We start from the raw sequence: 16,391 nt of genomic DNA, 5'->3' as shown, positions 1-16,391 counted from the left end.
TCAAACTTGAACTGCTCAAAGGCGACACCCAACTCAACCATTTTGCCCTCAAAGCCAAGCTCTATTTGCAAGCCATTCAAGCCGCTTACGCCAAGTTGCGCGAACTCAACCCCGTCTGCTTGGCTGCGTAAGGTGAGTTACTATTATAGGATTGGCAACCTCATTTTCTGGTTGCGTGACTTTGAGTATGAGGTGTTGCTTGACGATTTTCACTACAGGGTGTATTACACGCCGCATAGTAAAAGTGTGGTTGGAATAGAGTTGACTGGGAAAGAACCGCCAATTACTCAAAGGAGCTAAAGAATGCGACTAATCTTTGACGGGAAACCCATCGAGTTCAACGCCGGCGACACGGTGCTGGCCGCCTTGCTCAAGGCGGGCATTCATCCGGCGGGCGGCGGCCCTCTCTGTTGCGGCGGCGACTGCCCCCACTGCCTGGCGACGATTGGCGGCGCGTCTTATGCGCGAACATGCCAGACTCCGGCCCGGCCCGGCATGATCGTCGAGCGCCACCCTGCGAACGGCTACCCGCCTCTCCCTACCAACAACTTGCCCGGCCCGGAAGTTAGCACCCGCCACTTGCATTGCGACGTGATCGTTATCGGCCAGGGCCGGTCGGGCAGGGCGGCGGCTGAAGAAGCAAAGCAAGCTGGCAAGCGTGTCGTCACCCTGGACGAGAAAGAAGGCCAGGAGGCGCTCGGAATTTACGAGGGGCCGCTGGTGATCGCCCGAACTTCTCAAGGCATGTGGCACGTTCACGCGCGCGAAGTGATCGTGGCCACCGGAGCCGCCGAGATTCAACCCGTTGCGCCGGGAAATCAACTGGCCGGAATTTTCACCGCCAGAGCAACCGAAACGCTAGCCGCCGCCGGGGTGAACCTGGGCCGCGTCGTGGCGATTGGCGAGCCGCCAAGAGGCGTGGAGGCGGAAAACGTTCAGGGCCAGATCGTCCGCTTTGAGGGCGAGAAGAAAGTGGAAGCCGTCGTCGTCCGCGGCCCGGATGGAAATGAAAAACGCTTCGCCTGCGACTCCGTCTCGGTTGGATTGGGCCTGAACCCGCGAGACACGCTTCTTAGAATGGGCAACGGCCTCAACGTTCGCGCCGTCGGCGAGGCGGCGCGCGAACCGGATTTGCCGATATGTCCTACGTCCGGCACAGTGTGTTCATGCTCCGGCGTCACGGTTGAAGATTTGGATCGAGTCTGGAATAGCGGCTTTCGCGAAATGGAACTGATCAAGCGGGCGACGCTGGCCGGAACCGGAACGTGCCAGGGCGGGATGTGCACGCCTTATCTGCGTAGTTTCATCAAAGCGCGCGGCGGCGAATTACAGCCCGCCTTTACCGCCCGGCCCGTCACTCGCCAACCCACTCTGGCCGAAGCCGCCGCCGGGGCGCATCACCGGCCAACCCCGCGCACGGCGCTCGACGCCGAGCACCGGCGGCTGGGGGCGTACATGGATCGAGTCGGCGGGTGGTGGCGTCCGTGGAACTACGGCAACGTCCTCGAAGAATACTGGGCGGTGCGCGAGGCGGTTTCCATTGGCGACGTGAGCACGCTCGGCAAGATGCTGGTTTCGGGGCCGGACGCGCTCAAACTGCTCGAGCATCTTTATCCCACCAAAGTTTCCACCATCGGACCTGGCCGCTCGCGCTACGTGTTGATCCTCGACGAGCGCGGCTACGTTTTTGACGACGGCTTGATCTGCAACGAAGGTGATGGCCGCTACTATCTCACCTTCACTAGCGGCGGCTCCAGCTTTGCCGAGATGTGGGTGCGCGACTGGGCCGACGCCCTGAAGCTGGACGCGCGTTTGATGTATCAAACCATGTCGCTCGGCGCGATCAACGTCACCGGCCCGCTGTCGCGGGAACTGCTGTCGCGAGCCGGCTTCACTACGCCGCTCAACTATATGCAACACACAAAGGCAGAAGTCGGCGGTGTGGCCTGCCGGGTCTTGCGCCTCAGCTTCACCGGCGAACAATCCTACGAACTGCACCACCCTGCTGATCAGTCGGCGGCGCTCTGGCGGCGCTTGCTCGAACTCGGCGCTGATCTTGGGATCAAGCCGCATGGCATCGAAACGCTTCTCAAATTGCGGCTGGAGAAAGGCCACGTCATCGTGGGCCAGGACACGGACTTTGACACGACGGCCCGGCGAATTGATATGGAGTGGGCGCTGAAGCTGGACAAGGGCGACTTTGTCGGACGCCAGGCCGTTCTGCGAACCAACAAGGAACTGCTCGACAAGCAACTGGCCGGATTGGAGATGGACGGCCCGGCTCCGCTTGAAGGGGCGGTGATCTGGCGCGGCGATGAGTACGCCGGTTACGTCACCTCAAGCGCTTACTCGCCCGTTTTGGGCAAGGCCGTGATGCTGGGCTGGGTAAAGTTGTTCGACGGTGAATTACCGGCCCAGGTCGTCATCGAGGGGCGGCCAGCCCGGCGAGCCGCCGTCCCGTTTTACGACAAGGAGAGCAACCGTGCCCGCGCTTAATCGTCTCCCCGCCACCCGAATCGTGGCCACTCCCTCTGCTCTGGATGCCGCCGCGTGGCCCGCGAATATTCTTGCCTTGCGAATCGCGTCTGATGAAGTGCTGGTCACACCGCCCGCGCCGGAGATCAAATTGAATGACCCGCACGCCATCTTCGAACCGGATTCCGGTTTTGCCGACGTCTGGTTGGCGGCGGATGAGGCGCTGAAGTTTTTGGAGCGCGAGTGCGAGTGGGAACTGCCGGCGGAACGACCGGCCTTTGCTCAAGGAATGGTCGCCGGAATCGCGGCCAAGCTGTGGCTTGAGTCCGATCGCGTTCTGATCATCGTGCCTGCGCCGTTCGTGGCCGACTTTGAGGAGCGGATGACATGAATGAGTTTCAGGAAAAGAAAATCAAGTTCACCTGGCCCGAACCCAAGCGCAGTTACGACGTGGTGATCGTGGGCGGCGGCGGGCACGGCCTGGCGACGGCCTATTACCTGGCGACGCGGCACGGCATCACGAACGTGGCCGTGCTGGAGCGCAAATACATCGGGGCCGGAAATTCGGGGCGCAACACCACCATCATTCGCTCCAACTACGGCATTCCCGAAGCGGTGCGTTTTTATCAGCGCAGTCTCGAACTCTACCAATCACTTGAGGCCGAGACCGAACGCTGGGTGATGCACAAGCAGAAGGGCCTGCTGAATCTGGCGGTTAGCGAGGCCAGCCTGCGAACCGAGCGCGCCCGGGCCGCCGTGAACGCGGCCTTCGGGGCCAGGACCGATTTTGTGACGCCCAAGGAGTGCAAAGAGATTTGCCCACAACTCGACCTGACCGGCGGCGGAGTCTGGCCGGTGCTGGGCGGCTCGTATCATCACGAGGGCGCAACCGCCCGCCACGACCGGGTGGTGTGGGCCTTCGCCGAAGGCGCGATGCGACGCGGCGTGCATGTTCATCAAAAGGTCGCCGTCACCGGGTTGATGAAAGAGGGTGACAAAGTGACGGGCGTGGAGACGACTGCCGGGCCGATCTCGGCCAAAGCTGTGGTGGGGGCGGTGGGCGGCCACGTGACCACATTGGCGGCCCTGGCCGGGGTGCGGCTCCCGATTCGCACTCATCCCTTGCAAGCCTTTGTCACCAATCATTACGAATTGGCGTTCAACGTCATCGCCGCTTCGCCGCCGCTCTTGTTTTACATGTCGCAGACGGCGCGCGGCGAGATGCTGATCGGGGCCGAAATTGATCGCCAGCCGAGCTACTCGTATCGCTCCGGCTATCACTTCCTGCAGAACTGCTCCCAGCGCGCCCTCACCTTATTCCCGTTCATGCGGAACTTGCGCGTCTTGCGGCAGTGGACGGGCGTGTGCGACATGAGTCCTGACTACTCGCCCATCATGGGCCTGACCGGCGTCGAGGGGTTCTACGTCACCACCGGCTGGGGGACGTGGGGCTTCAAGGCCATTCCGGCCGGCGGCGAGCAGATGGCCGAATTGGTGGCGACGGGCAAAGTGCCGGAACTGATCGCCCCGTTTGCGCTGGACAGGTTTGCCAAAGATCGGACGATGGCCGATCGCGGGTCAGCCGGAACGCATTAGAATTTGGGACGCAGATGACGCTGAAAAAGATATGATGAACGCTGATTGTTTGAAGTTTGCTCAATCGAAAGGTGTTTTATACATAGACAAAACAAATGATCAGCGAAAATCAGCGATTCATCAGCGTTTATCTGCGTTCCCGTTTCTACCTGGAGTAAAACGATGAGCCTTCACATCCCTTGCCCCAACTGCGGGTCGCGGCCCGTTGAAGAATTTCTCTACGGCGAGATTTCAACCGTGCCGGATTCGATCACCGACGCCGACGCTCGCGACGTTGACCGCGCTTTCATGCACAATAACCCCGAAGGCGCGCAGATCGAGCGCTGGTTTCACGTCTTTGGCTGTCGGCGCTGGCTGACGATGAGGCGGGATACGAGGACGGATGAAGTCATTGGCACATCGTGGCGGGGTTATTAGATCCACGAAGATACACGAAGGGACACGAAAATAAAGGTAACCTTCGTGTCCCTTCGTGGACTTCGTGGAGAAAAATCGGCATGACAAAGTGAAAGAATCCGTTCAATTCGCAAAACCCGTTGCCAAATTATGTTCTCTCCAACAACCTCTCTCACCCTCTTCTCTCTTCTAGCTCTCTTCATCCTTTCCAACATCGCCGCCATCCTCTTCGGCCAGCCCAGCCCGGATCGAACCCGGCGAGCCATCCCCTGGCTTCAGCGTAGCACCTCGTTGCAATTGGCGATCATGGCCTGGCTCTTCTGGGTGCTGGCGGCGCGGGGGACGGCGCTCGCCACCTTTGCCCTGCTCATCGCCTTCGGCATGAGTATTTCATTCGTCGCCGACCTGATCATGGCCGAAATCATTCGCCTGCCAAACCGGGTGCTGGGCGGCATCGTCGTCTTTGGGTTGGCGCACCTCACTTACATCGCCGCCTACGTGGCCGGCGGGCAGGCGCTCGGCATTTTGCGGGCGCCGCTCTGGGGCGGGGCGGTGGCAGGCTTTCTGGCATTGGGGCTGGTGCTGTGGCGGGCGCTCATTCACAACCCGGCCGCGCCGCAGTTGTTGAATTACGGCGCTCTGGGATATACTCTGCTCATCACGGTGATGGTCTCCACCGCCGTGGCGCTGTCCCTGGCTGATGGGCGGTTGGGACTTTTGTCAGTTGGGGCATTCCTATTTTTGATTTCGGATGTAATATTGGGTAATCAGATTTTCCGCCAGAACAACTGGCCTTATGTGAGCGAAGTGGTCTGGCTCACTTACATTCTGGGGCAGGCTGGTATTGTGTGGAGCGTCCTGCCCGCGCTGACTATATTGTGATTTTCTTCCGATCCTAATGACCCCCGCCAACTCTGACCGCATTCGCCCCTTGCCGAACAGCATGTACGTCGTGGACACGCTGGCCGGCAGCGTGTTGGTCAACTGCCCCCCGGAAGCCCTCAAATATTTGCTGGCCGAAGGCCTCAAACCGCCCAAGACCCTCCTCCTGCCGCCCGACATGCCCGCCGGGCGACAACTTGGCTCAATGGGTTTTGTGCGCCAGGGCATCAACTATGCCAGCGTGGAATTTGTGCTTTACGCCAACTTTTTCGGCAGCGGTCAGCGCACTCACCTCATCACCGCCACTGCCGATCAAGCTCGCCGCCTGCGCCAGATTTTGGACGAAACCATCAACGGCCCGGAAGAGGTTGCCGCTTACGGCAATTACGGCTGGCTGCAGAAAGAGTGTGACGCTGTCGGCTATTACCCGCCATTGAAAAGGCCGCCGCTGGTGAACGACCTCGCCGAGATTACCAGCCTTGAGGCTGATGGCGGCGATTTGGGCGAGGGCGTCAGTGTCCGGCTGGTGAATGATCGTTTCGTCTTCGCCGAGAACGGTGAAGACGTGGCTATTCTCTCAACGGCGATCCAGGGGTCGCCGGCGCCGTTGGTGCTGGCCCCGCCTCGCCCGCTCCTTCGACAAGAGATCACCTTGCAGTTCATCGGCGGCAGTGACGGCTTCGACCCGACCGGAATCACCACCTGCTTCCTGGCCTATCTCGGTTCAGCCGTCCAAACTCAGGCTACGTTGTTCGACGCGGCGGCTTACCTGCGGTTGCGCCTGGGCAACCTCGGCGTCTCGCCCAGCCAGCTCTCGGAAGTGGTGCTCTCGCACCTGCACGAAGATCACCTGGCCGGTTTGCCCGAATTGATCCTGATGGGCGATCATCGCCTGCGCTTGCTGACTTCGGACATTGTTTATCGGGGTCTGCTCCGCGTGCTAAGCGCCATGTTAGCCGTCCCTGAAAGTGAAGCCGCCAACCTGTTTGACTACTATCCTCTCAACCCCGGCCACCCGCTGGTTCTGGATGGCCGCCGGTTCGAGGCGATATACGCCGTTCATTCCATCCCGACCATTGCCGTGCGAGCCAATGCCCTTTGTTATTCCGGCGACATGCGCTACGACGAAGACTGGTTCAACGAATTGGAGCAACAAGGCGTGCTCTCGCCGGAACGCCACGCCGAACTTGTCCACTTTGCCGACGGCGCTGAAGTGCTGGTGCAGGACGTGGGCGGGGGCAGCATCCACACGACGCTCACCCCGGCACTCTTAAAATCGCTCACGGCCAAAGGCCCGCATCTCGTGCTGGCCCACATCGCCGGCGACAAACAATCTCTCCCGACCACTGACCCCGCCCTGGCCGCCAAAGTGGAATTTGCCAGAAGCGGCACCGTCACCGCCTTCGGCGAAACCGTCTCTCATCATGCGCTTCAATATGCCGAACGCGTCGAGACCATTTCGGCCTGCCCGTTGTTCTCGCGGCTGTCGGTCGGCCAGCGCATCATCCTGGCCGAGCAAACCTCTCTGGCCGAGTGGGCCGACGGCCAGATCATCATGCGCGACGGCGACGCCTCCGACGGCAAGACTTACATCATTCACTCCGGCCTGGTGGAAGTCTGGGTGCAGGGCAAGCAAGTGCGCGTGATCGGGCGCGGCAACAGCATTGGCGAGCGCGGCGCTTTGCAGGGCGACCCGCGTTCCGGCATGTTGGTGGCGCGCGGGAAGGTGCAATTGCTCAGCCTGACGGGCAGCGTCTTCAAGCCCATCGCCGAAAGCCTGGGCCTGGTGGATGCCTTCAACCGCGCCGACTGGCTGTGGACGCGGCCCGTGTTCAGCCAACTACCCTGGGCAACGCTGTTAGACCTGGCCCTCGACTTTCAGCCGCGCAAGCTACAGGCCGGCGATCATCTGTTTGAGTTTGGCGAGCCGGGCTACGAGTGTTACTTGCTGGTGTCGGGTGCGATCTCGGTGTTGAACCAGCAGGGTGAACAATTGGGCGAGATTAAGATGCCAGGCGAATTTTTTGGCGCTCGGGCGGCGCTGTTCGGCCAGCCGCGCAATGCCTCGGCCCAGGCCATCCAACCAACCGAGATTTGGGCTTTGCCTGCCCCGGCTTTGCAGCGCCTGCAAATGGTTTATCCCAACGTCCTGCTTCACCTGCGCGTCCTCGAATCGGGACGGCACGGGCAGTTGCCGTCCAGCCACGCGCCGTAAGCAACGGCAGTTCGCCCGCAGTTGGACTGCGGGCGCAGTACAACTGCCGCCCGAACAGGCTTAGTTGGCAAACGCCGACAGCAATCCCACCACATTCTCCCCCAGCGCCTCGTTGTTATAACCGCCCTCCATCACCACCAGAGTCGGCAAGCCCATCCCTTCAATCCGTTGCCCAATCTCGCGGATGCCGTCTGTCGTCACGTCGAATTTCCCCAGCGGGTCGCCTTTGTAAATATCCATGCCGGCTGAGATGACCAAATGCGCTGGATTAAATTTCCTGATCAAGCCGATGGCTTCGCCCAAAGCTTCAAGGTAGTGGGTGTCGTCGGTGTGCGGGGGCAGGGGGAAGTTACGGTGGTAGCCGAGTCCAGCGCCCGCCCCGGCCTCGTCGGCATACCCGGCGAAAAACGGATACTCCCAATTCGGATCAGCATGGATCGAGATCGTCAACACCTCTGCCGACTCGTAGAAAATATCCTGCGTGCCGTTTCCGCCGTGATAATCTATGTCCAGAATAGCAACCTTGCCATGTTTCGAGAGCCACCTGGCGGCGATGGCGGCGTTGTTGAGGTAACAGTAGCCGCCGCAGTTGTCGCGCCCGGCGTGGTGGCCCGGCGGGCGGCAGAGGGCAAAAGCAACCCGCTCGCCGCTCACAATCGCTTTTGCGCCTGAGAGCGCGCAGTTGGCCGACATGAGCGCGGCCTGATACGTTTCGGCGACGATGGGCGCGTTGAGGTCAATGGTGTAGAAACCGGAACGCCCTGCCAGCGAGGTCGGGCGCTTGTTGCTCCAACGGCGCGGCGGGAAAGTGGCCGGCATCACCAGCGGGCTGTCGAATTCCGGGCCGCCCGATTGACCGCCCTCGCGCTTCCAATCAGCAAAGGCATTTTCGAGATACTGCAAATAATCATCGGCGTGGACAGCGCGGATCGGCTCCAGGCCGAAGTCTTCCGGCGGCGCAATCTCCGCCCAAACCGTTTTGCGGAGCGCGGCCAGCACCCGATCCATCCGTTCCGGGCATTCAAAGACGGGTATCTTCACGCCGCCCTCAAAAATTTCAAAAGGCGGGTTGTGGGCACGGTGGGCTTCGGAGTAAAAGACCTTCATGTTTCAACCAAATTGGGGTCAATGATGTAAGACCACCAATTATTCGAAATCCCGTTCGTCTCGCCTGCCGCGTGCGGGAAGTGCTTGAACCACCACAGGTGATGCTGGCGAATGTCGCCGTTGCCCCACTCACTGCAATTCACCGTTCGCGTTGCGCCCTTGAAATTCGGAAAGTTGTGCCAGTCGTCACAGCGGCTGACGACGTTGCGGCGGTTGCCCCAGTCGTAATCGCGCTCACTGTTCGGCGCAAAATGGACGTTGCCGCACTCGGCCCGGCCCGAGTGCGTTTTGTCGTAACGGGTGAATCGCTCCCACAAATTCGCCTCGCCGCGCTTGCCTTCAAACACCTTGCTCATGATCGACTCGGCGCGGTGGCCCAAATCTTCCAGCATCTCACCCACGCCGCGCTCGTAGTTGAAGCCCATGATGATGAAGCGCCGGTTGGCCTTCGTGCCGGTCAGCGGCGGCGCGTTGCACCAGAACGCGCCCGGCCCGGCCATGATCGACTCGTAGTAACCGGCGTAAGGCGGGCCGAACAACCACACTTCGTCAATCGCGCCGCTGTTGATTTTGGAGACGATGTCAAACTCGTCGAGCAGACGGTGATAGTCCACCAGGTCAGGCTGATGAAACCCGGAACGCGAGCGCCAACATTTGAGGTATTGATCGGTGGTATATCGAAAGCCATCCTGCTTCACGGGGAAGCCGTCAACTTCAACCCGTTCCACGATCTCAAAATTCGCGTAGGCAAGACTGCAATCACAAACATCTCGAATATAGAGATCACCCAAAAAACCAGAATCATTCCAACCAAACAACTGGTGCAACTTACGCCCACCTGAAACCGGATCATGAACGATAAACAACACCCGCCGCACCCTCGACACAACAGAAGTAACCGTCATATCACCTCCACTGTGCTACAATTTCACAAAAGGAGCAAAAGCAACTATGGACAACCAAAACACTGCCAACGAGCAAACCTACATTGACCCCGTCTGTGGAATGACCGTCACAGCCAGCGACGCCGCCGGAAGCCACGAGCACAAAGGCACAACCTACTACTTCTGCGGGCCGGGCTGTATGCACTCATTCAAGAAAGACCCGGAGAAATATCTCGCGCCAGATTATAAGCCATCCATGGACTGACAAAAAAAACGAGCCACATAGTGGAAACAATTCCACCCTGTGGCTCACCCAATCTCCAACTAAAGCGAATTAACAATCCGCTCTACAGAAATTACTAAAACAGGCCCCAATCCGCGCCTGCGCCTTCTTCCATCAATTCCGGGCTCCACATCTCCAACCCCATCTCCATCACCACCGGGACGCCGACAACACTTTGCATCTTTTTGCGCGTCTCTTCCATAATGGCCGGACCATAAGGGCAAAACGGCGTGGTCAGGATCATTGTCACCATAGCCCGATCCGGTTGAACATCCAGGTCGCGAATCAGGCCCAACTCAATGATGTTCAGCCCCAGTTCCGGGTCAACCACTTCACGCAGAGCATCTTTCACCCGCGCCGAGAGTTCAGGTTTATCGGCCTCAGAAAACCAGACAAGCTTTGAGGAAGTATTTTCAGCCATAATTATCCTTTGATAGATGTATTTTCAGCCCCGCCGATCACAAAGACACAACGTTGATCGCCATTAAGCAGACAGGTGCTTTTAGCAACCGGGCGCGACAGCATCTTGCTAATCAGCGTTTGATCAATCGTGCAAACTTCAGGGTGACGCTGGCCGATCATAAAGTAAGGGCAATTATACTCAGTCAGTTGGTAAGCCTCACCCACTTTGTTCCACTCGGCCATAAAGCCCTCCTCGCCCAAGATCTCCGCGAGCAGGGTCAACTTCTCATCCAACGTCTTGCCCTCCAGCCGCGAGGCGTGACCCGAGGCAATATCATAAGCCATCGCCTCAAAAATCTTTTCAATCATCAGGCTGGGCAGGGCGGTTTTCAACTCATCCAAAAGGCGATCGGTGAAGCGCAGATATTTGGTAGGGAAGCGTTCAACAGCGGCTTGAGTGAGCGAATACATCAACTTGGGGCGGCCAACACTGGAGTGAGACTCAGTAGCGGTTATCAACCCTTCCGCTTGCAAGGCAGAGAGGTGATGCCTGACAGAAACAGGAGTTACCCCCGTCACGTCGGCCAAATCGTTCACACTCAAAGGGCCGCGTCGCCGGAGCATGTTGAGAATAGAATCACGAGTCACAGACATCTTAGCGAAGAGTATAACAGCCGTTGATTGAGATGTCAATATAAAGAATATAGTTATCTGAATTATTGACACTACTTGTGACAAGTAGTATAATCGCGCCAGCATAACAAAGGAGACTTTGATTCTGAATGACTACTGCGCTCGAAATCCGTAATCTGCATGTCAATGTAGAACACAAACCGATTCTGAAAGGCGTAAACCTGCTGGTGAAGCAGGGTGAGGTACATGCCCTGATGGGGCCAAACGGAACCGGCAAGAGCACTCTAGCTTACGCTTTGATGGGGCATCCGTCATATACTGTGACCGCTGGGCAAATTATTTTCAAAGGCGAAGATTTGCTGGAACTTGAACCTGACGAGCGTTCACGACTGGGCCTCTTTCTCGCTTTTCAATATCCCGTCGCCATCCCCGGCGTGTCAGTCGCCAATTTCCTCCGCACGGCACTCAACGCCCGCCGCCGCGCCACCAATCCGGCTGACAAAGGCATGCCAATCCCTGAATTCCGCAAATTGCTCAAAGGCAAGATGGAATTGCTGAAAGTGCCCAGCGATTTTGCCGGTCGGTATCTGAACGAAGGTTTCTCCGGCGGCGAGAAAAAAAGAGCCGAGATTTTGCAGATGGCGACACTGGAGCCGGAGATCGCCGTGCTGGATGAAACCGACTCCGGGCTGGATATTGACGCGCTGCGCATTGTAGCCGAGGGCGTGAATGCTCTCATCGGCCCCAAAATGGGCGCGCTGGTCATCACTCACTATCAACGCTTGTTGAACTACATCAAACCGCACTTCGTCCACATTATGCTTGACGGCAATGTAGTGGAGACTGGCGGCCCCGAGCTGGCCCTGCACCTTGAAGAGAAGGGCTACGATTGGGTGCGCGAAAAATACGAGGAGACTGTTCCAAATGGCTGAAAAAGTAGAACAAGCCCAAGAATTCGATTCCAAAGATCGCTACAAGGAAGCTTACGGCTTCCACGAGGAAGAGAACTACTCCTTCAAGGCGCAAAAAGGACTCAATCACGAAATTGTCGCCCAGATTTCCAAGATGAAGGGCGAGCCGCAGTGGATGACCGACTTCCGCCTCAAGGCGCTTGACATCTTTTACAAGAAGCCCATGCCTACCTGGGGCGCCGACCTGAGCGGCATTGACTTCGATAACATCTATTACTATATCAAACCATCTGAAGACAGCGCAACTTCATGGGACGATGTCTCGCCCGAGGTCAAGAACACCTTTGACAAACTGGGCATTCCCGAGGCCGAGCAAAAATTCCTGGCCGGGGTTGGCGCGCAATACGAGTCGGAGATGATCTACCACTCAGTACGCAAAGACCTTGAGGAGAAGGGCGTAATCTTCCTCTCGATGGACGACGGCCTGCGTGAGCATCCCGATCTGGTCAAAGAATACTTTGGCGCCATCATCCCCTCAACCGACAACAAGTTTGCGGCCCTGAACAGCGCCGTCTGGTCGGGTGGCTCGTTTGTTTACGTTCCAAAGGGCGTGCACGTCGAAATGCCTCTACAGGCGTACTTCCGCATCAACGCCAAGAACGTCGGCCAGTTTGAGCGAACGCTAATTATCGTGGACGAGGACGCATACGTTCACTATGTCGAAGGGTGCACAGCGCCGATTTACAGCTCCGACTCTCTGCACAGCGCCGTCGTCGAGATTGTCATCAAGAAAGGCGGGCGGTGCCGCTACACAACCATCCAGAACTGGTCAACCAACGTTTATAATTTGGTGACCAAGCGCGCCGCCGCTTATGAAAACGCCACAATGGAATGGGTGGATGGTAACCTGGGATCAAAAGTGACGATGAAATATCCGGCGGTCTATTTGATGGAGCCGGGCGCTCACGGCGAGATTCTGTCCATTGCCTTTGCCGGGCCGGGCCAGCAGTTGGATGCCGGCGGCAAGGTGGTGCACGGCGCACCGAACACGTCGTCGGTCATCACCTCAAAGTCCATCAGCAAGGGCGGCGGTCGGTCGTCGTATCGTGGCCTGCTCAAAGTCTACAAGGGCGCAACCGGTTCCAAGTCCAATGTGGTTTGCGATGCGCTGTTGATTGACGACAAGTCGCGCTCGGACACTTACCCGGTGATTGAGATTGACGAAGACGATGTAACCATCGGCCACGAAGCCTCGGTGTCAAAGGTTGGCGAGGAGCAACTCTTCTACCTGATGAGTCGCGGCATCCCCGAAGATCAAGCCGCCGGGCTGGTCGTCGCCGGTTTCATCGAGCCGCTGGTGAAGGAATTGCCGATGGAGTACGCCGTCGAACTTAATCGGCTGGTGCAACTCCAGATGGAAGGATCGGTCGGTTGATCCGGACCTTTTGAATTACCGGGCGGGGCGCATCATTACCCCGCCCTTATCTTGATTTGATACAGGACTGTTTGAGAACATGACTGACGCAATTGTGGCTCCCAAGCCGACATATGCCCGAACCGTCATCGCCACCCGGCGCAAAGCCGAACCAGCGGCACCCGCAGAATTAAAGCTGACGGTGGAGGATGTAAAAGCACTCTCCAAGAAGAAGAAAGACCCGGCCTGGCTGGTGAAGAAACGCCTGACAGCCTGGAAGTCCTATCAAGCCACGCCCATGCCGACCCTGAACGACGAAGTCTGGCGGCGCACTGATCTCCGGCAGTTCAAATGGGCGCAAACCAAACTTTCGGCTCTCAACGGCAATGGCAGAACCAAAGCTGTCCCGGCGGCGTTCTTGAAACCGCTGGCAGGCAAAGAGCAAGGCGGCCAGTTGGTGATCAACGGCGGCAGGATTGAAGTTCGCGAACTGTCTGCGACCCTCAAACGCAAAGGCGTAATCTTTACCGACTTCCAGACAGCGGCGGCTAAACACGAGAAACTGCTCAAGAAATATCTCAACCGGGCCGTGAAAATATCAGAGGGCAAGTTTGCGGCGCTGGCTGAGGCGCTGACTGACGGCGGCGTATTTCTATACATCCCCAAAAACGTCGAGGTGGAACTGCCCTTGCATTCTATCGCCTGGGTTCCGGGCGCAAGTCATTTCACCCGCGTGTTGGTTGTTCTCGAAGAAGGCGCTTCAGCGACTTACGTTCACGAACTTGGCTCACCCGATAGCAAGGCTGAAAACCTGCATGCCGGAATTGTCGAGTTAGTGCTCGGCAAGAAGTCAAACCTCAAATTTGTCGAACTGCAATCGCTGGGCTTGAACACCTGGCACATTTCGCACGAGCGGGCAAAAATTGGCCGGGACGCAAAGCTGGACTGGGTCTTCGACGCCATCGGCTCGCGCCTGACCAAGAACTTCTCCGAGATCGATCTGGACGGTGAAGGGGCATGGTGCCGAATGTCCGGCTTCTATTTTGGCGAAGGCAACCAGCATCTCGATCACGACACCCAGCAGAACCACAATGCGCCGCACACGACGAGCGATCTGCTATTCAAGGGCGCGTTGCGCGACCAGAGCCGCTCGGTGTGGCAGGGCATGATCTACGTGGCCCCCGGCGCGCAAAAGACAGACGGCTATCAGGCCAACCGCAACCTTGTCCTTTCCAAATCAGCCCGCGCCGACTCGATCCCCGGCCTTGAAATTCTGGCCGACGACGTGCGCTGCACCCACGGGGCAACCGTCGGCCAATTGGAACAGGAGCACATCTTCTATCTCATGTCACGCGGCGTGCCGCGTGAGGAAGCCGAAAAGGTGGTGGTAGACGGCTTCTTCGATCCGATCATGCAACGCATTCCATTTGAAGGCGTGATTGCGCGGTTGAAGAAGGATATTGAGAAAAAGATGGGCCGGTCTGGGCGAGGCTGATTCAACTGGTGAGAGCGGTTTTCAACCGCGACGCGCTGACATGATCTCAAACATTCCCCTGGATACCGCCAAAATCCGCGCCGATTTCCCGATTCTCAGTCGCGAAGTCAGGTCCGGAGTGCCGCTGGTTTATCTCGACTCGACAGCCACAGCGCAAAAGCCAACGGCTGTAATTGAGGCGATGGATCACTACTATCGCCATTCCAACGCCAACATTCACCGCGGCGTGCATACCCTGGCCGAAGAAGCAACGGCGCTTTACGAAAATGCCCGTGAACGGGTGGGCCGGTTTATCAACGCCAACTCTCGCAAAGAAATCATCTTCACCCGCAACACCACCGAGTCGATCAACCTGGTGGCGAACACCTGGGGCCGGGCTAACCTCAAGGCCGGCGATGTGATCGTGCTGACCGAGATGGAGCATCACTCCAACCTTGTGCCCTGGCAGATGCTGGCCGCCGAAAAAGGGGCGACCATCGAAATTATTCCGGTGACGGATGACGGCGAACTGGACTTGCCCATCTTCGACTCTATTCTTCAGAAATCGCCAAAGATCATCTGTCTTACTCACATGTCAAACGTGCTGGGGACGATCAACCCAGTCACCGAAATCGCCGCCAAAGCCCATGCCGCCGGAGCGTTGGTGCTGGTGGATGGCGCGCAGTCGGTGCCGCACTTTGCAGTAGATGTGCAGACACTGGGCGCGGACTTTCTGGCGTTTTCAAGCCATAAGATGTGCGGGCCAACCGGCATCGGCGTGCTGTGGGGGCGGCAGTCGTTGCTGGAGGCTATGCCGCCGTTTCTGGGCGGGGGCGATATGATCCGGCGCGTCTATCTGCGCGAGTTCAAAGCCGCCGACCTGCCCAACAAATTTGAGGCGGGCACCCCGGCGATTGCCGAAGGCATCGGGCTGGGAGCGGCGGTTGATTATTTATCTACCGTCGGCATGGCCGCCGTCCATCAACACGAGCAAGCCATCATCGCCTACGCATTAGAAAGATTGGAAGAAGTGCCGGGCGTGAAGGTGTACGGCCCGAAGGCTGAAGGGAAGGGCGGGGTGGCCGCCTTTACTCTGGACGGCGTTCACCCGCACGACATCGCCCAAATTTTAGACTCGGACGGCATCGCCGTGCGCGCCGGCCATCACTGCGCCATGCCTCTGCACGATCGCTTCCAGATTCCGGCTTCGGCCCGCGCCAGCTTTTATCTGTATAATACTTTTACCGAAGTGGATAAGTTGATTGAAGGGCTGTACAAAGTAAAGAAGCTGTTTGGATGACTTATGGACGACATGTATCGCGAGTTAATCCTCGATCATTACAAAAACCCGCGCAACAAAGGAAAGCTCGAACCGGCGGACATTTCATACGAAGACGATAACCCGCTTTGCGGCGACCGGATTCGAATTGACATCCGGTTGGACGAGAACAACCACGTCAAAGAGGCCGCGTTTTCGGGCCAGGGTTGCGCCATCTCGCAAGCCTCGGCTTCGATGTTGACGGAAGAAATCGTGGGCAAGTCGCTGGACGAGTTGAAGCAGATTGGCAAGGAAAATATTTTGGAGATGCTTGGCATTGAACTGGGGCCGGTGCGCCTCAAGTGCGCTCTGCTGTCACTGAAGGTTCTCAAGGCGGGCGTGTACGGCCTGGATAAAACAACGGATCAGCCGAATTTGACGGATTGATCCGCAGATTCTCA

The 16,391-nt window shown here is 58.1% G+C and carries 17 protein-coding genes; 13 read left to right on the top strand and 4 right to left on the bottom strand.

All coding sequences use genetic code 11. The annotated features are described in order from the left end of the window. The 7 genes from HYZ49_16260 to HYZ49_16230 form a co-directional block, all read left to right on the top strand. On the top strand, nt 1–131 hold a 131-nt coding region (locus tag HYZ49_16260), incomplete at its 5' end, for an IS701 family transposase (protein MBI3243838.1). A 172-nt stretch (nt 132–303) separates the two neighbouring features. Next, the gene (locus tag HYZ49_16255; GenBank protein MBI3243837.1) at nt 304–2,496 is read left to right on the top strand and encodes a (2Fe-2S)-binding protein; all 2,193 of its coding nucleotides are present in this window, start codon (nt 304–306) and stop codon (nt 2,494–2,496) included. Next, nucleotides 2,483–2,866, top strand: coding sequence for a hypothetical protein (locus HYZ49_16250; GenBank protein MBI3243836.1), 384 nt, complete (start codon nt 2,483–2,485; stop codon nt 2,864–2,866). The genes HYZ49_16255 and HYZ49_16250 overlap by 14 nt, the downstream gene beginning before the upstream one ends. Nucleotides 2,867–2,925: 59 nt before the next feature. Then, the gene (locus tag HYZ49_16245) at nt 2,926–4,071 is read left to right on the top strand and encodes an FAD-dependent oxidoreductase (GenBank protein MBI3243835.1); all 1,146 of its coding nucleotides are present in this window, start codon (nt 2,926–2,928) and stop codon (nt 4,069–4,071) included. Between the two features lie 162 nt (nt 4,072–4,233). Then, nucleotides 4,234–4,488 (top strand): sarcosine oxidase subunit delta, encoded by a 255-nt coding sequence (locus HYZ49_16240; GenBank protein ID MBI3243834.1) that lies wholly within the window; start codon nt 4,234–4,236, stop codon nt 4,486–4,488. A gap of 129 nt (nt 4,489–4,617) precedes the next feature. Then, nucleotides 4,618–5,349 (top strand): lysoplasmalogenase, encoded by a 732-nt coding sequence (locus HYZ49_16235; protein MBI3243833.1) that lies wholly within the window; start codon nt 4,618–4,620, stop codon nt 5,347–5,349. 16 nt (nt 5,350–5,365) lie between these two features. Then, entirely contained in the window at nt 5,366–7,564 is a 2,199-nt protein-coding gene (locus HYZ49_16230) for a cyclic nucleotide-binding domain-containing protein (protein MBI3243832.1), read from the top strand. Nucleotides 7,565–7,624: 60 nt separating this feature from the next. Here the strand turns inward: HYZ49_16230 and HYZ49_16225 are convergent, their stop codons facing one another. Together HYZ49_16225 and HYZ49_16220 are read right to left on the bottom strand one after the other, a co-directional pair. Next, nucleotides 7,625–8,671 carry a histone deacetylase family protein gene (locus HYZ49_16225; GenBank protein ID MBI3243831.1) on the bottom strand — a complete coding sequence of 349 codons (1,047 nt, stop codon included), beginning with the start codon at nt 8,669–8,671 and terminating at the stop codon, nt 7,625–7,627. Beyond that, nucleotides 8,668–9,576 (bottom strand): hypothetical protein, encoded by a 909-nt coding sequence (locus HYZ49_16220; protein ID MBI3243830.1) that lies wholly within the window; start codon nt 9,574–9,576, stop codon nt 8,668–8,670. Before HYZ49_16220 ends, HYZ49_16225 begins: the two co-directional genes overlap by 4 nt. Nucleotides 9,577–9,622: 46 nt before the next feature. On the opposite strand from HYZ49_16220, the gene HYZ49_16215 reads away from it, so the two are divergent. Continuing rightward, a complete protein-coding gene (locus HYZ49_16215) occupies nt 9,623–9,820 on the top strand; it encodes a YHS domain-containing protein (protein ID MBI3243829.1) in 198 nt (65 codons plus the stop codon). Between the two features lie 94 nt (nt 9,821–9,914). Here HYZ49_16215 and HYZ49_16210 read toward each other — a convergent pair whose 3' ends face one another. Continuing rightward, the gene (locus HYZ49_16210; GenBank protein MBI3243828.1) at nt 9,915–10,259 is read right to left on the bottom strand and encodes a DUF59 domain-containing protein; all 345 of its coding nucleotides are present in this window, start codon (nt 10,257–10,259) and stop codon (nt 9,915–9,917) included. Between the two features lie 2 nt (nt 10,260–10,261). Beyond that, the gene (locus tag HYZ49_16205; GenBank protein ID MBI3243827.1) at nt 10,262–10,888 is read right to left on the bottom strand and encodes an ArsR family transcriptional regulator; all 627 of its coding nucleotides are present in this window, start codon (nt 10,886–10,888) and stop codon (nt 10,262–10,264) included. A gap of 134 nt (nt 10,889–11,022) precedes the next feature. On the opposite strand from HYZ49_16205, the gene sufC reads away from it, so the two are divergent. The 5 genes from sufC to HYZ49_16180 all read left to right on the top strand — a co-directional run bounded on the left by sufC (nt 11,023) and on the right by HYZ49_16180 (nt 16,377). Beyond that, nucleotides 11,023–11,805 carry a Fe-S cluster assembly ATPase SufC gene (gene sufC / locus HYZ49_16200; protein MBI3243826.1) on the top strand — a complete coding sequence of 261 codons (783 nt, stop codon included), beginning with the start codon at nt 11,023–11,025 and terminating at the stop codon, nt 11,803–11,805. Next, nucleotides 11,798–13,219 carry a Fe-S cluster assembly protein SufB gene (gene sufB, locus HYZ49_16195; protein MBI3243825.1) on the top strand — a complete coding sequence of 474 codons (1,422 nt, stop codon included), beginning with the start codon at nt 11,798–11,800 and terminating at the stop codon, nt 13,217–13,219. Before sufC ends, sufB begins: the two co-directional genes overlap by 8 nt. 79 nt (nt 13,220–13,298) lie before the next feature. Further along, nucleotides 13,299–14,693, top strand: coding sequence for a Fe-S cluster assembly protein SufD (sufD, locus tag HYZ49_16190; protein ID MBI3243824.1), 1,395 nt, complete (start codon nt 13,299–13,301; stop codon nt 14,691–14,693). 58 nt (nt 14,694–14,751) lie between these two features. Then, nucleotides 14,752–15,972: a cysteine desulfurase gene (locus HYZ49_16185; GenBank protein ID MBI3243823.1), complete on the top strand. Its 1,221-nt coding sequence runs from the start codon at nt 14,752–14,754 to the stop codon at nt 15,970–15,972. Nucleotides 15,973–15,975: 3 nt separating this feature from the next. Beyond that, entirely contained in the window at nt 15,976–16,377 is a 402-nt protein-coding gene (locus tag HYZ49_16180; GenBank protein MBI3243822.1) for an SUF system NifU family Fe-S cluster assembly protein, read from the top strand. The last annotated feature ends 14 nt before the right edge of the window (nt 16,378–16,391 follow it).

It is taken from the genome of Chloroflexota bacterium (assembly GCA_016197225.1).
GTDB lineage: Bacteria > Chloroflexota > Anaerolineae > Anaerolineales > VGOW01 > VGOW01.
This window is presented reverse-complemented; position numbering and strand designations above follow the sequence as displayed.